Source organism: Enterococcus sp. 9E7_DIV0242, assembly GCF_002140975.2.
Classification (GTDB): Bacteria; Bacillota; Bacilli; order Lactobacillales; family Enterococcaceae; genus Enterococcus_L; species Enterococcus_L clewellii.
The window spans coordinates 2,234,670-2,249,688 of record NZ_CP147247.1 but is presented as its reverse complement, the minus strand read 5'-3'; the positions used below and the strand labels follow the sequence as shown (position 1 = coordinate 2,249,688).

Genomic DNA, 15,019 nt, shown 5'->3' with positions numbered 1-15,019 from the left:
CAAGTACCATGACAAATAACTGGCGTTACTTCAAAATGAAAGATGTGAAAAAAATGTTAGTGAGAATGATGGAGGGAAGAAATGTCTGTAATTGAAGCTAGAAATCTAAAAAAGAGCTATGGGCGTAATGAAACAAGATTTGATGCCCTGAAAGGAATCGACATACAGATCGAAAAAGGGGAGTCTGTTGCAATCATCGGAAAAAGTGGGTCAGGAAAATCAACGTTAATGCATATTTTGGCATTATTAGATAAGCCAAGCTCAGGTGATATTTTATTAAATGATAAAAGTGTCAGCAACATAAAAACAAAGGAATTGAACAATACTAGAAATGAAGCATTTGGTTTTGTGTTCCAACAGTTTTTCATGAATCCAAAAGATAGCGTGCTGAACAATGTAATGCTACCGCTGAAAATCGCGGGTATTTCCGGTAGAAAGAGAAAAGAAATGGCGCTAAAAGCATTGAAATCTGTGGAATTGGAAAGCAAGATACACAACAAGGCCAATGACCTATCTGGTGGGCAAAAGCAACGTGTCTGCATTGCACGGGCATTGGTGAATAATCCACAAATTATTTTTGCGGATGAGCCTACAGGAAACCTAGATTCTACTACTGGGGAAAAAATAGAGAAATTATTATTTGATTTAAATAAAAAAGAAGGAATCACGTTGATTATCGTGACGCACGATGAAGATCTGGCTGCACGTTGTGATCGTCAGATTCATATCAAAGACGGATTGATTGTTAAGGGAGAAGCGCTATGAAGATAACAGATATTTTAAAATCAGCAAGTTCGAATCTATGGAGAAATAAAGGAAGAACGATTTTAACCATCATTGCAATCTTTATCGGCGCATTCACCATTACGTTGACGACCGGTGTGAATATTGGTGTAAATGACTATATTGATAAGCAAATAGGCAGCGTAGGTGGAGAGGATCAATTGATGGTGTCTCCTGGTGCTGATTCGCTGGGTGTTAGTGTAGGCGGCGGTGATGAGCCGACAGAGTACGATGCGGATAAAGGAAGCGCAACAGAAGCAGAGGCATTAACACAGAAAGATCTTGATAAAATCAAAGGGATTGATGGAATTAAATCTGTTAAACCATTTTTGATGCTTTCTCCTGACTATATTGAAGGGGAATCAGGGAAAAAATACGAATTTTCTGTTGCTAGTTCAAGCGATATCACGATCGATCTGGAAGAAGGAAAAGAAGTCAGTACGACTGGTGATGCGTATGAAGTGAATCTGGCACCTGAATTTGTGAAGAGCTTGGGGTATTCCTCTGCAAAGGATGCCTTGAACAAAAAAGTAAAAATCGCAGTAACTTCTCAAGCAACTGGCGAGCAAGAGGTTGTTGATGCGACGATCGTAGGTGTTCGTAATGTTAGCTTAGTCCAAAATGGACAGTCAATTATCAGTAATGGTTTGGCCAATAAAATCGTTGAGATCAGCGAAAAAGGCTTGCCGGAGAACATGAAGGATATGTATTATATGGCGTTTGCAACAATGGAAAAAGGCTATGTAGGTAAAACAGATAAAATCAACAAGTTGAAAGAGCGCTTAAGCGATCAGGACTATTCTGCGATGACTGTGGAAGATGAAATTGGCATGATTCGCCAGGTTGTGAACGCAATCACAGGTGTTCTGACCGTGTTTGGAGCAATCGCGCTACTAGCGGCCAGCTTTGGGATCGTGAATACCTTGTATATGTCTGTTCAGGATCGTACCCGCGAGATTGGGTTGATGAAAGCGATGGGAATGGGCAGTGGAAAAATTTTCCTATCATTCAGTGTTGAAGCGTTGTTGATTGGTTTCTGGGGATCAGCGCTGGGGATTCTAGGAGCAATGGGAGCTGGAGCTTTACTAAATGAGTACGCCTTGAAATCCTTCCTTGAAGGTATGACAGGCTTCACACTACTACAATTCTCAATACCTTCGATGATCGTCATTGTTTTAGTGATTATGTTGATAGCGTTCCTTGCAGGAACATTACCAGCAAGAAGAGCAGCAAAATTAGATCCAATCGAGTCATTGCGTTACGAATAAGCAAGTATCTAAATCAGAATCCGGCCCGTACAATTACGGCAATCGGATTCTTTTTTTATTTGAAGCATATTCTTTTACTTACTTTTAATAAGTTGTTATACTAAAGAAGTAATAGTAATTATTGACTTGTAATGATGAAAGGATGAAATAAACTATGTCAAATTTTGTTAACCAATTAAAGAACCGTCGTTCAATTTATGCTTTAGGAAATAACTTACCACAATCAAAGGATGAAATCACAGCTTTGGTCAAAGAGGTTGTAAGAGAAAGTCCGTCTTCTTTTAACTCTCAAACACAACGTGTTGTTTTCCTATTTGGGGATGCACATAAAAAATTATGGGACATCACAGAAGAAGCATTAAAACCACTTACGCCACCTGAAGCTTTTCCAAATACACAAGAAAAATTGAAAGGTTTTGCTGGTGCAGCTGGTACAATTCTTTTCTTTGAAGATCAGGATATCGTTAAAAACTTACAGGAACAATTTGCTTTGTATGCAGACAATTTTCCTGTTTGGTCTGAACAAGCAAGTGGCTTAACTCAAGCAAACGTATGGACTGCGTTGGCGCAAGAAAACATTGGCGCAAACCTACAGCATTATAACCCTGTTATCGATGATGCAGTAGCGGAGGAATGGAATATCCCGGCAAATTGGAAATTAAGAGCACAATTGGTTATCGGCTCTATTGAAGCACCAGCTGGTGAAAAAGAGTATATGAACGATGCAGATCGTTTCCTTACTTTTGGATAATCTGAATTAAAAAATAGAGACATACCACGACTGATTCCTAGTGAATCAGTCGTGGTATGTTTTTGTCTTTCGAATTAGAGCGAATGATTAGAAGGAGCAGAGGAATGTCCGTATACTGAGAAGAGATACGATTAGAGAGGAGAGCAATCATGCTAGTTATTATTGATGCGCAAAACAGCAACCTGCATGCCAAGGGAGCAACATACATAGGAGATGGACAGCGGCTGATTGCTGCGCTGGTAAAAAAAACACAGGATGCTTTGGCTCGAAGCGAGCCTATTATTTATACAAGAGATATTCCGATAGAGCACAAGGATGGAAATGAGGATATATGGGATTTGCAGATCGTTGACGAGCTACAGGAAATACTTAGTACGGGAATTGAGGTAAAAAAGCACTATTATGGGATACCACCGAAGAAAATGTTGGCTTTGAAGGAAGAGCTTTCAGACATTGATTTTACAAAAGAAAAGATTGAATTTATTGGTGTAGAGACGGAGATTTGTGTACTCGCAAATCTGATTATCTTTATGAGTACATTTCCAGAAGCAAAATTTGTGATTTCAAAGAATGTCGTCTCTTCAAGAGATGAACGAAAAGAAGCACAGGCCCTTGAGCTATTTGCGCATTGGGGAGTCGCGTTTGTTAATTGAAAGAGGTTGTGAAGGAAAGTCGTAATAAGCGCAAGAATGAGCTGCATAGTAGGAAAAGATGCGGATGATTTGAATCTATCTCTTGATTGTTATAGGCTAAAAATAGAGCAATCAAACTTTCAGGAGGGATAAAGGATGTCAGAAAAAAAACTTGAAAATCCGTTAGAACAGTTTTATGCAGGTACTTTTGAGAAACAAAAGCAGGAAGCTCCGGCATTGCAAACTAAGATGACACCAGTACCGGACTGTGGAGAACAAGTATATAAAGGCAGTGGAAAGTTGGCAGGTAGGAAGGCATTGATCACTGGTGGCGATTCCGGAATAGGTCGTGCAGCAGCAATTGCCTATGCAAGAGAAGGCGCCGATGTAGCAATCAATTATCTGCCATTTGAAGAAGAAGACGCGCAAGAGGTTAAAGAATGGATTGAGAAAGCTGGACAAAAGGCTATTTTACTTCCAGGAGATTTAAAGGATGAGTCATTTGCTCGAAAATTAGTCCATGAAGCAGCAGAAGCGTTAGGCGGGTTGGATATTCTAGTATTGAATGCTGGTATGCAGCAAGCGGTGGAAGACATCAAGGAGCTGACCACTCAACAAATTATGGATACTTTTACAACCAATATCATTTCTATGTACTGGACTGTTCAGGAGGCACTGGATTATTTGCCATCTGGGGCGAGTATCATCACAACGACCTCTATCCAAAGTGCAGAACCAAGTGCACATTTGTTGGACTACGCGGCGACTAAGGGAGCGATAACGACGTTTAGTAAGGGGCTTGCAGCACAAGTGGCTTCTAAAGGGATTCGAGTCAATACAGTTGCACCCGGACCGATTTGGACGCCGTTGCAGATTTGTGGTGGACAACCGCAGGAAGCAATTCCCGAGTTTGGACAGGATGAATTAATCGGACGTGCCGGACAACCGGCTGAACTAGCTTCAGTTTATGTTTTTTTGGCTTCAGAGGAAGCGAGCTATGTGACTGGACAGGTATATGCAATCACAGGCGGCAGTTTCTTTGCCTGATTGAAGTAGAAAAGGGAGGGATCGTCATGCCATGGGATAAAAAGGATTATCCAGCTTCATTCAAGAACTTTGAACCATCGTTGAGAAAGAAGGCAATCGAGATAGGAAATGCGTTGCTTGCAGAAGGTTATCCGGAAGAGCGTGCCATTCCCATTGCTATTTCACAGTCAAAAAAATGGCTGGAGGAAGCAACAGAACGTGAGAAAGAGGCATTTTCAAAAGAGAACTATCCTAAAAAGAATGATAAACATAGTGGAGAACAAATCAATCAAGACCTTTTAGACAATGATGTTCTTGTTTTCTATAAGGATGATAAATGGTTTGTTCAAACAAAAGGTGCTGAAAAAGCCGCTGATTCTTTCAAAACAAAAGAAGAGGCAGTGAAACGAGCAAAAGAAATGGCCCAAAATAAGGAATCCAAGGTTATTGCATATAAGAAAGATGAACGTCCATCGTAAGAAAACAGGACTCATCTGTAGATGGTCATGTGTGGAGAGAATCGAAGCGTCCAACGTTTCGGTTCTCTTTTTCCCGTTAGTAGCTATGGTACAATAGATGAGAAGGTTGATTGTTAGAAAAAAACTACAATCAACATAAAATCTGTGAAAGCAATGGTAGGGAAAGAGGGTGTAGCGGATGAAAAAGTATCAATGGTATAGTGATCATTGGGGGGAACCGACAAGAGACGATCGTCGACTGTTTCTACTTCTTACGATTGGTGTTTTTCAAGCAGGGTTGAGTTGGAAAGCTGCTGCTGGGAAAAAAGAAGTCTTTTTAAAGAATTTTTGTGAGATGGATGTTCGTCAAGTGGCCGCTTTTTTTCCAGATGATATAGATCGGATTGCTCATGACCCTGAGATGATTCGAAACCCAAGAAAAATCAAAGCAGTTGTCCAAAATGCGCGAGCAATCGTCAAGCTTTTAGAAGAGTATGATAGCTTTGCTGATTATTTATGGGATTTTGTTGGTGGTGTACCAGTTGTTAAACAGTATGAGTTAGCTGAAGAGGTAGGAAATACGCTTCCAGAGGCGACGGTCATTGCAAAAGATATGAAAAAGCGTGGCTTTTCTTTTGTAGGACCGGTAGTTACTTGCATGTTTCTTAAAGCGGCAGGGATTTTTCAAGATCAGGTGTTGAGCGCTGAGTAGTCTTTAGCCGCTTTTCTGGCAGTCTCTGTTTACCCAATACCAGAAAGGAGCAGAGCCTTAAAGGTAGAGTGACCTCGTGAGGGCTTTCAGTTTGGTACAAATTCTATTGTACCAATAACCAGTTGTTAAAATAGCAGTCAAAAAAATATGAGCTTGTACTTTTCGATACTGGGAAGAGTCAGACTCATGTTTTTTTGACTGCTTAAAAAGCTTCAGTTATATGTGCTCTGATCGTTAAAAATCATAAAATTCCATTCCGGGAAAATCGGTAAAATAGTCTGGCGATAAAAAGGTGATTAGCTGATACAGGTATTTTTGGGAAATGAACAGCCGTTCCAATCGCTTATTTAACATCTGCAAAGATTGCTCCGCTAGCTGAATCATTTCAGTGGGTGTTTCTGCTTTAAAGGTTGCAAGGATATCACGGACCACATCTAATGACCATGTAGACGCTCGAATCAGTCGGATAATCAGCAGCTGTCTCAATGCTTGTTCGTCGAACTTCCGGTAATTGCTTTCAGCATCTCTACTCACTTCTAATAAGCCTTCTTTGGTCCAATGGCGAATGGTTGTTTCAGTAATAGAAAGTCGTTCTGCTGCTTCGCCGATAGTAATCCATCCTTTTCTAGGCATTTGAGTGATCAGTTCACTTTCTTCTTTGTGAAGCAGTGCCAGTGTTTGATCGGAGATTTCTTTTTGCTGGTGTAGTTGGTATTGTTCATGCGTAATGAGCCAAAGCGCTTGGGTGTAGTTCTTTTCACGAACCAGATCCATCAGCTTCTTCGTAGTTCGGTACCCATAAGCCAGTGTAGCAGTACGTACGGCTTGAATATAAAGAAAACTGGTTTCAGAGTAGATTCTATAGCCGCTTTTGGAGCGTTTTGGTGCTGGGAATAACTCATGCTTTTCATAATGTCGTAGTAAACTAGTGCTAATCGTCAGTTTTCTTGCAATATCGATCGGTCGATAATTCATGGTTCTCCTCCGGGTGCTAAACTTTATCTATGATTATACTTTAAGAACACTAGTTTTGTAATAAAAGTTTAGAACTTGCATTAAAGTGATACTATAAGATTGCTGCTGTTTTTTGAAATGGATGATTGGGATTTGGAAACAAAGGACAGTTATTGAATAGTAGTGAAGGAGGTCATTGAAAAGGACAGAGCAGCTAAACGGAAGTAATGGGCTGTCAGGCACAAAGAATTAGAGGAGGAATGGATATGACAGAATATCTACGAATTACCGGAGCAAGAGAAAACAACCTGAAAAATGTGGATGTCGTGATTCCGAAGCGGAAAATCACTTTATTCACTGGTGTTTCAGGCTCAGGAAAATCTTCGATCGTTTTTGAAACGATCGCCAGCGAATCTCAGCGACAGCTGAATGAGACCTTCAGTGCTTTTGTGCGCTCTTTTCTACCCAAATATAAAGAGCCAGATGTGGATGCAATCGAGCATTTGTCTACCTCAGTGGTCATCGATCAGAAAAGATTAGGTGGCAATTCTCGTTCGACTTTGGGGACAATCACAGATATCAATTCCTTGCTACGGGTGTTGTATTCAAGACTTGGACAACCCAGTATCGGTACAGCAAATTATTTTTCTTTCAATGATAAAGAAGGAATGTGTGAGCAGTGTCATGGTATCGGAAAAAATGTTGTGGTTGATGAAAGTAAGCTGCTTGACTCTAAGCTTTCTCTGGCAGAGGGAGCGATCATCTTTGCACCAATTAAAAATACTGATTGGTATATGAAGAGCTATCTTGAATCTGGTTTGTTTGATGTGACTAAAAAGATTGACGATTATTCAGTGGAGGAACGTGAGTTACTTTTATACGGGAAAGACATGAAGGTAAAAATAGATGGCGTGAATTCCAGCTATGAAGGGCTGGTAACGAAGTTCAATCGCCTGTACTTGCTCAAAGAAGGCGAACTTACACCGCGGGCACAGAAAATATTGAAGGAACATAGTCATGAAGCGGTTTGCTCATTATGTGAAGGAAAAAGACTTTCACAGCAGGCTTTATCTGTTCGGGTAGCTGGTTGGGGCATCACGGATTTACTAGAAATGCAGTTGACGGATCTGCAGCGTGTCTTAGCTGTAATCGAGCTGCCGGAGGCCTTTCCGATTTTGAAAGGTCTTCAGGAAAAAATCGGCAATCTTGTTGATATCGGTTTAGGGTACCTTAGCTTGAATCGTGAGACGTCAACTTTGTCAGGGGGTGAATCTCAGCGTGTCAAAATGGTCAAGCATTTGAATAATAGTCTGGTCGATTTATTGTACATTTTTGATGAACCAAGTATTGGGCTGCATCCGAGAGATGTACATCGTCTGAATGATTTGCTGATAAAGCTGAGAGATAAAGGGAATACTATGATTGTTATTGAGCACGATCCTGATGTAATCAAAATTGCGGATCATGTGATCGAGGTTGGGCCGCAAGCCGGAAAACATGGCGGGCGGATTATGTTTACGGGAACCTATGAAGCGCTGTTAAATTCAAAGACATTAACAGGAACATTTCTCAATAATCAGGTAGCGATCAATGAAACACCACGTAAGGTCAACGACTTTTATCAGGGAAAGGCATCCTCAAAACATAATTTGAAGAATGTCTCGTTGAATATACCGAAAAAAGCATTGACACTGATTACGGGAGTAGCAGGTTCAGGGAAAAGTACCTTAGTAAAAGACTCATTCCTGACCCAATTTCCGGAAACGATTTTGATCGATCAAGCGGCGGCTCAAACGAATTCTCGTTCTAATCCTGCAACGTATATCGGGATTCTCGATACTATAAGAAAGTTATTTGGAAAGGCAAATAATGTCTCGCCTTCTCTATTCAGCTATAATTCCAAAGGCGCTTGTGCCAACTGTAAAGGGCAAGGATACATTGAAACGAATCTGGCATTCATGGATGCCGTGCGAAATGAGTGTCCAGTATGTGAAGGGAAACGGTTCAATCAAGAGGTGTTAGACTATCAATTTCAAGGGAAGAATATCAATGAAGTGCTCGGTCTTACGGTAGAAGAGAGTTTGAGCTTCTTTCAGGAAAATGCCATCGTGAAAAAGCTTAAAGCGATGTCCCAGGTGGGGCTTGATTATTTAGCGATTGGTCAGCCGATGAGCACGTTGTCTGGTGGAGAGTGTCAGAGAATGAAACTTGCCAGTGAATTTTACAAAAAGGGAAGTATCTATCTTCTGGACGAGCCTTCCACCGGTCTACATTTATCTGATATCGCGCATATTATGGAAATTATGAATCACCTCGTTGATCAGGGGAACACAGTGATTGTCATTGAACATCATGTGGATATTATTCGCCAAGCAGATTGGATCGTGGATATTGGACCGGATGGAGGGGATAAGGGAGGCGAGATTGTATTTGAGGGGTATCCGACTGCAATCAAGGCGACCGACTCTTTAACTGGTCAGTATATTTAAATGTTGGAACAAGCTGTTTAAGTGAAAAACGTCTAGTTGAATGCTTCAACTAGACGTTTTTTATTTGAACGGAGTTTGTATTTATAGGAGTTGTCGTTTAAAGATCTTCGCCGTTAGTAGCGATCACGTTTTGATACCAATTGAAGGATTTTTTCTTGTAGCGTTCTAATGAACCATTTCCCTCATTATCTTTGTTTACATAGATGAAGCCGTAACGTTTTTTCATTTCCCCTGTTCCGGCAGAGACTAAATCGATAAAGCCCCATGGCGTGTAACCAATCAGGTCGATTCCGTCATATTCAACAGACTCTTTCATAGCTTCGATGTGTGCCTTCAAATAATCGATTCGATATTGATCATCTACTGTATTGTCAGCTGTCAGCTCATCGATTGCACCAAAGCCGTTTTCAACAATGAACAAAGGAAGCTCATAACGATCATTGAACCAATTCATGGCATAACGCAGACCAGTTGGATCGATTTGCCAGCCCCAATCAGAAGCTTCCACATATGGATTTTCTACGAGATCTTTTGATTCATCATAGTCATATGCAGGTCCTTTGTTATGGTCTTTAACAGCAAAGGACATATAATAGCTAAAGCCGATATAGTCGACACAGCCGTGTGCCAATGTGTCCAGATCTTGTGGAGTGATGTCTAAGCGATAGCCTTGACGATCCAAATAGCGTTCAATGTAGTTCGGATAATGACCACGAACATGGACATCTGTAAACCAGTAGCGTTTCTGCATGGCACTAACTGCAGCCATCATATCTTTTGGGCTGCAAGAATAAGGGTAAATTGGAACCATAGCAATCATACAGCCGATTTGGAATTTCGGGTTGATTTCATGACCGATCCGAACGGCTTCCGCACTGGCAACCAGTTCATAATGCGCGGCTTGATACATGATTTCTTCACGATTTTCGCCATCTTCATATTTGATTCCTGAGTTTGTAAATGGTGCAAAATCTTCTTCGAAATTGGCTTGATTGTTGATTTCATTAAAGGTCATCCAATAAGTAACTTTGTCTTTGTAGCGTTTGAAACAAACTTCAGCGAATTTAGTGAAAAAACCAATAACTTTTCGATTGCGCCAGCCGCCATATTCTGTGACTAAATGATAAGGCATCTCGAAATGAGAAAGGGTGATGACTGGTTCGATGCCATATTTCAGACATTCGTCAAATAAGTCATCATAAAACTGCAGGCCTTCTTCATTGGGTGTTTCCTCGTCACCTTTTGGAAAAATACGTGTCCAGGCAATGGAGGTCCGGAAGCATTTCAAGCCTAATTCAGCAAATAGTTTTACATCTTCTTTATAGTGAGTATAGAAATCAATGGCTTCGTGATTCGGGTAGTTCTCACCGACAATGACGCCATCGGTGATTCTGCGGGGAACACCATGCGCGCCAACCGTCATGACATCGGCTACACTGATCCCTTTTCCGCCTTGATCCCAGCCGCCTTCCAGCTGATGGGCAGCGACAGCACCGCCCCATAGAAAATCATTTTTCAAAATTGACATAATCATCGACCTCTTTAATTATTAGTATTTGTATAAATCTTGCAAAAGCTTCACGCTTTAAAGGGTACTCCTTAAACTTTACAACGAGGTGCCATGTTCCTTTTCGTGTAATGTTTTTCAAGATTTAAACAGTATTGCTCGTGTCTAAATAGAATCGGGGCAGGAACCGAATCAGTGATGGCTAGCTGTTGATTCGTGGTTTCTGCCCCGTAATGTATTATTGTTCTGCTTCGATTTTTTCTAATACGTCTTCTTCAACTGGCTGACCTGTTTCCTGTGCATAGTTGATGGCATCCATTTTTCTTGCAAATGGCAGATAGATGAAGAAGCCAAGAACCAATACGAAGGCTTGCAGGAGTGCCGTACGCCAACCGCCGACTAATAGACCGGAAAGAATAGCCGGGGTGGTCCATGGAACCTGTACCGCGGTAAAGAGTGGCACCAAACCAGTGTAAAGGGCAAAGTAGGTGATCACGGAAGACACAACAGGTGTCAAAATGAATGGGACAACCATGATTGGGTTCATAACGATTGGTGTTGCGAAAACGATTGGCTCATTGATACCGAACAAGGCAGGTGCAAGTGATAAACGTCCCAGTTGCTTGAACTGTGCGGATTTCGCAAGGAATACCATGAAGACAACTAATCCGATCGTCATACCAGCACCAGTTACTGTTTGGAATTGATCCATAAACTGCTTGGTAACGATGTGTCCGCCATTTTCGATAGTCAAGGCTTTACCTGCATTCAGAATTTCTGTATTTTCCAATGAATTTGCTTGCAAGATAGGTTCCATAATACCACCGACGATGGTTGAACCATGTACGCCGAAGAACCAGAAGAATGGAACCAAGAATCCAATAATCAAAGCGCCGCCCAATGTATCTGTTACTCCTTGTAATGGTGACTGTAAAACATCATAAATGAATTCAAAGAATGTTGTACTAAACACTTTATCAAAGAAGATGTAGACGAACATTGCACCAGTAATCAACACGGCAGCAGGTATCAATGCCGTAAAGGAGTTCGCTACGTTCTCAGGTACTTGTTCCGGCAATTTAATACGAATATCATGTCGTAGGAACCAACTATAGACCCAACCAACAATTAGACCAACCAGAATAGCTGTAATCATTCCTTTTCCGCCAGTCCAGTCTTTATTGATGATATTTCCGATTGTTATGCCGCTTTCTGCATCTGTTAGTTCAGCTGACATAAACATAATAAAGATGACCAGACCGATCATACCAGCAGGCAGACCTTCAAATCCTTCAGTTTTTACATAAGAATAGGCAATACCTATAACAGCAAAAACGGCCATAATAGCAAAGGAAGCACCAAACGCTTGGTTGAAATAAACGCCTAAGCCAGATTCTGTTACCCAATTAGCTGCCGGCTCATAAGGAATATTGGCAAGTAACAGGAAAATGGAACCGACAATTGTAAATGGCATCGTATAAAGCATACCGTTTCTTAACGCAGTAATAGGTTTCGTGTTTACAAATCTTAGTACGGGTGGAAGAAGTTTTTCATTAATCCATTCGTTCATTTTTAACTCATCTCCTCTTGAATAAATAAAATAAGTATAAGTTCATGTAGAGTATCCGGAAAGTAAATGTTGGCCTCCTTTTTTATATTGAATACGTTTACACATTTAATATAAAAGATTCTGGCTGGAAATGGAATAGTTTCGCTGGTTTGAGAAACATGTTACGCGCGAAAAAACAAAGCAGATAAGAAATGCTGATTTAACAGTATTTCTGTATCTGCTTTTTAAGATGTTGGAACAAAAAAAGAGCTTTTTTCGAGTAAATCAGTGAATCGATTTTACTTTGGTCTACAGCTATTCTTTTTCTGCCGACCGCTCTTGTAAGAGCTGTTTTCCGGCTTGATGTGCCAAAAGCTCAACCAACGCAATCACGGGGATTTGAGTGGTCAGATTGATGAATGGATCTGCATAGGCGGATTTTTCTTCCGGCATATAATAGGAAATATTGTAATCTGCCAACTTGGCAATCGTGGAATTTTCATCGTTAGTGATGCTCAAAATTTTTGCATTGGAGCGTTTGAAATCGGACACCATTTTTAGGATTTCCGATGTTTCGCCAGAGACAGATAGCACAATCACCAAGGAGCTTTCAAAGCCACGTGGCGGTATCGGTGTAAACGGATCGCTGACGCTGTAGGCGTTGATCCCGATATTGGAAAAGTAGCGACTGCCGTAAGCGCCAAGGACACCACTAGTACCCAGTCCAATAAAAACGACATGGCGTGCCTCGATAATCAAATCAATCGCTGGCTTGAAGGTATCTTGATAATTTCCCTGATTGATTTTTTTTAAGAAAGAATCGACATGTACCGCTGAAGCATAATAATCTTCAAAGCCGATGGGCTGTTCTTGGGCTTTTTTTACAGCAAACTTCAATTCAGAAAAACCTTCAAAGCCCATTTTTGTACAAAAACGGAGGATCGTGGAGGTTGATACATGACAATTGGCAGAGAGCTCGCGAATGGTCAGCTTGGGAATTTGCGTAATATGTTCAAGAATATATTGATAGACAATCAGTTCCAGATCATTCAGTGACTGGACTTTTTCCAGATCGAACAAAGGAAGGTCACCTCTTTTTTCAATGTTTCCTCCAGTTTACAATACAAATCGAGATAGGTATAGTGATTCTCTTAAAAACAAGAGGCGTTTGAGGTATTGTTCCAACCCCAAACGCCTCTGCAATAAACAATGAATAACTAAAATGGCGAAGCTTCTCCCTGCTTCAAAAATCGGAACGTAACAAGAACCTTAGCTTTAGGAGTGGCGTCTCCTCTGATTTTTTCTTAGCAAAAACGCCATCTTCCCACTTATTGATTGACCATTCTCTTTCTGAAAAAACGTTGATACAGCCATGCTCCGATAGCAGAGAAGAATAATGGACCGATAGCTAAGCTAAACATCTGCAGGTAATTCTTTTCTATAAGCGGTAGATACAGTTGTGAGAAAATAGACACAGCAATCGTAAGAACGACACTGAAACTAAGAAACTGTGGTAAAAAATTAGATGAAGGGACAAGTTCTGTCTGTGTCCTGTATTTACGTTTGAATGCCGGATAAGCCAATGCTACAAGTAAGTAAGGCAATGCACGTGAAATGTTGGTCATCATAGTGAGTTGATTATAGAGTAATGTGACATAGGCGTTACCCCAAGTGATGGCACTGATAAACAGAATAATCAAGCTTCCTTGAACAAGCAAGGCTTTTGTTGGCATTTGCTTTGCGTTTCTGGCTCGGACCCAAGAGGGCCAATAATGCTTCGGCGTTCCTTCTACCAGCACTCGCAATGGTAGATAGAAGATGGAGGACAAAAGCGCGATATAAGAGATTAACAGGGTCAATGCAGTCAGACGTGTAAAGAGTTGCCCAATAAACTGAATCATCTCAGCGGAACCACCTAAGCTTGCAGCGAGTCGTTGTCCGGAGTCGTTCATTAACGCATACATTAGGTTACCAAGATGAAGGGATTGATCTGCCTGAAGCTCTTGCCAATTGAGCGCGCCGCTCCATAACAGTAGGCCAACAAAATAGCAGATGACAATCAAGAAGCTGCCAAAAACCACTAGCTTTGAAAATTTATTTTTCTGCTGACCGGTCTTGTCTACTAAGCTGGCAATGGTATCCAGGCCGCCAAATGCAGTGACCGCAAAAATCAAGAAGCTCAGCTGTGAGACAAATGTATTGTCACCTGTTATAGCAGAAGCAGAGTGAATACTAGAGGTTAGATGAGGAAGGATTTCCCCGGGATGAGTCAGCCATAGAATCAGATTGCTGCCGAAGCTGATAAATACTAACAGAAACATAAGGACACTACTGGCATACAATAAATGAGCTATCTGTTTGAACCCCTTATTGACAACGAACAACGTCAAGCCAACAGCAAAAATCGATAGAACCCCGATTAATTGGGTTGTCGAAAGAAAGGGTATCGGACTTTGCTGCTTGGTCAGATCTTCGCCAAAGAGCAGCAAGGATAATGGAATCCAGAGCTTCATGAACAAACTGATCATCCAGACGAAGTAGCTGCAATACCACAAAAAAGCAGCGATAAACGCTGTTCTTTCAGATAAACAGTCTGAGAGCCATTGATACAATCCGCCGGAATCATTTTTATACACAGACGTAAATTCTGATATAATAAGGGCGTAGGGAATAAAGTAAAAAACAGCTGCCCAGATAAAGTAGGGGAGGGCTTTCATCCCCATGAGGAAAAAGGCTGTTGTTAAACTTGAAAATGAAAAAACAGTTGTTGTGATAATCATCACAAGACGTTTTGAACTAAAAAGCTGGCGATTTTTAAGCATGAAGAAGCAATCCTTTTCTTTTCGTGATATAGTGATTTCAGCATAGAAAAATAAATGGAAGAATACAA

The 15,019-nt window shown here is 41.0% G+C and carries 13 protein-coding genes; 8 read left to right on the top strand and 5 right to left on the bottom strand.

Annotation, left to right across the window (positions count from 1 at the left end):
• Positions 1 to 81 precede the first annotated feature (81 nt).
• The 7 genes from A5888_RS10680 (at position 82) to A5888_RS10650 (ending at position 5,630) form a co-directional block, all read left to right on the top strand.
• Positions 82 to 765, top strand: a complete 684-nt coding sequence (locus tag A5888_RS10680) for an ABC transporter ATP-binding protein (RefSeq protein WP_086349722.1) — start codon at positions 82 to 84, stop codon at positions 763 to 765.
• A complete protein-coding gene (locus A5888_RS10675) occupies positions 762 to 2,051 on the top strand; it encodes an ABC transporter permease (protein WP_086349723.1) in 1,290 nt (429 codons plus the stop codon). The genes A5888_RS10680 and A5888_RS10675 overlap by 4 nt, the downstream gene beginning before the upstream one ends.
• 154 nt (positions 2,052 to 2,205) lie before the next feature.
• A complete protein-coding gene (locus A5888_RS10670) occupies positions 2,206 to 2,802 on the top strand; it encodes a nitroreductase family protein (RefSeq protein ID WP_086349724.1) in 597 nt (198 codons plus the stop codon).
• 149 nt (positions 2,803 to 2,951) lie between these two features.
• On the top strand, positions 2,952 to 3,455 hold the full coding sequence (locus A5888_RS10665) for an isochorismatase family protein (RefSeq protein WP_086349725.1): 504 nt from the start codon (positions 2,952 to 2,954) through the stop codon (positions 3,453 to 3,455).
• A 135-nt stretch (positions 3,456 to 3,590) separates the two neighbouring features.
• Entirely contained in the window at positions 3,591 to 4,481 is an 891-nt protein-coding gene (locus A5888_RS10660) for an SDR family oxidoreductase (RefSeq protein WP_086349726.1), read from the top strand.
• 26 nt (positions 4,482 to 4,507) lie between these two features.
• On the top strand, positions 4,508 to 4,939 hold the full coding sequence (locus A5888_RS10655; protein ID WP_086349727.1) for a DUF2188 domain-containing protein: 432 nt from the start codon (positions 4,508 to 4,510) through the stop codon (positions 4,937 to 4,939).
• A 178-nt stretch (positions 4,940 to 5,117) separates the two neighbouring features.
• Complete coding sequence (locus A5888_RS10650) at positions 5,118 to 5,630, top strand: DNA-3-methyladenine glycosylase I (protein WP_086349728.1); 513 nt, start codon at positions 5,118 to 5,120, stop codon at positions 5,628 to 5,630.
• Between the two features lie 234 nt (positions 5,631 to 5,864).
• Here A5888_RS10650 and A5888_RS10645 read toward each other — a convergent pair whose 3' ends face one another.
• On the bottom strand, positions 5,865 to 6,605 hold the full coding sequence (locus A5888_RS10645; RefSeq protein WP_086349729.1) for a MerR family DNA-binding transcriptional regulator: 741 nt from the start codon (positions 6,603 to 6,605) through the stop codon (positions 5,865 to 5,867).
• Positions 6,606 to 6,850: 245 nt separating this feature from the next.
• Between A5888_RS10645 and A5888_RS10640 the strand changes: the two genes are divergently transcribed.
• The gene (locus A5888_RS10640) at positions 6,851 to 9,073 is read left to right on the top strand and encodes an ATP-binding cassette domain-containing protein (protein ID WP_170924808.1); all 2,223 of its coding nucleotides are present in this window, start codon (positions 6,851 to 6,853) and stop codon (positions 9,071 to 9,073) included.
• Positions 9,074 to 9,170: 97 nt separating this feature from the next.
• Here the strand turns inward: A5888_RS10640 and A5888_RS10635 are convergent, their stop codons facing one another.
• The 4 genes from A5888_RS10635 to A5888_RS10620 form a co-directional block, all read right to left on the bottom strand.
• Positions 9,171 to 10,601 (bottom strand): 6-phospho-beta-glucosidase, encoded by a 1,431-nt coding sequence (locus A5888_RS10635; protein WP_086349730.1) that lies wholly within the window; start codon positions 10,599 to 10,601, stop codon positions 9,171 to 9,173.
• 217 nt (positions 10,602 to 10,818) lie between these two features.
• Entirely contained in the window at positions 10,819 to 12,150 is a 1,332-nt protein-coding gene (locus A5888_RS10630) for a PTS sugar transporter subunit IIC (protein ID WP_086349731.1), read from the bottom strand.
• A 294-nt stretch (positions 12,151 to 12,444) separates the two neighbouring features.
• Positions 12,445 to 13,209 carry a MurR/RpiR family transcriptional regulator gene (locus A5888_RS10625; protein WP_086349732.1) on the bottom strand — a complete coding sequence of 255 codons (765 nt, stop codon included), beginning with the start codon at positions 13,207 to 13,209 and terminating at the stop codon, positions 12,445 to 12,447.
• Positions 13,210 to 13,457: 248 nt separating this feature from the next.
• On the bottom strand, positions 13,458 to 14,951 hold the full coding sequence (locus A5888_RS10620; RefSeq protein ID WP_086349733.1) for an amino acid permease: 1,494 nt from the start codon (positions 14,949 to 14,951) through the stop codon (positions 13,458 to 13,460).
• Positions 14,952 to 15,019: the final 68 nt, after the last annotated feature.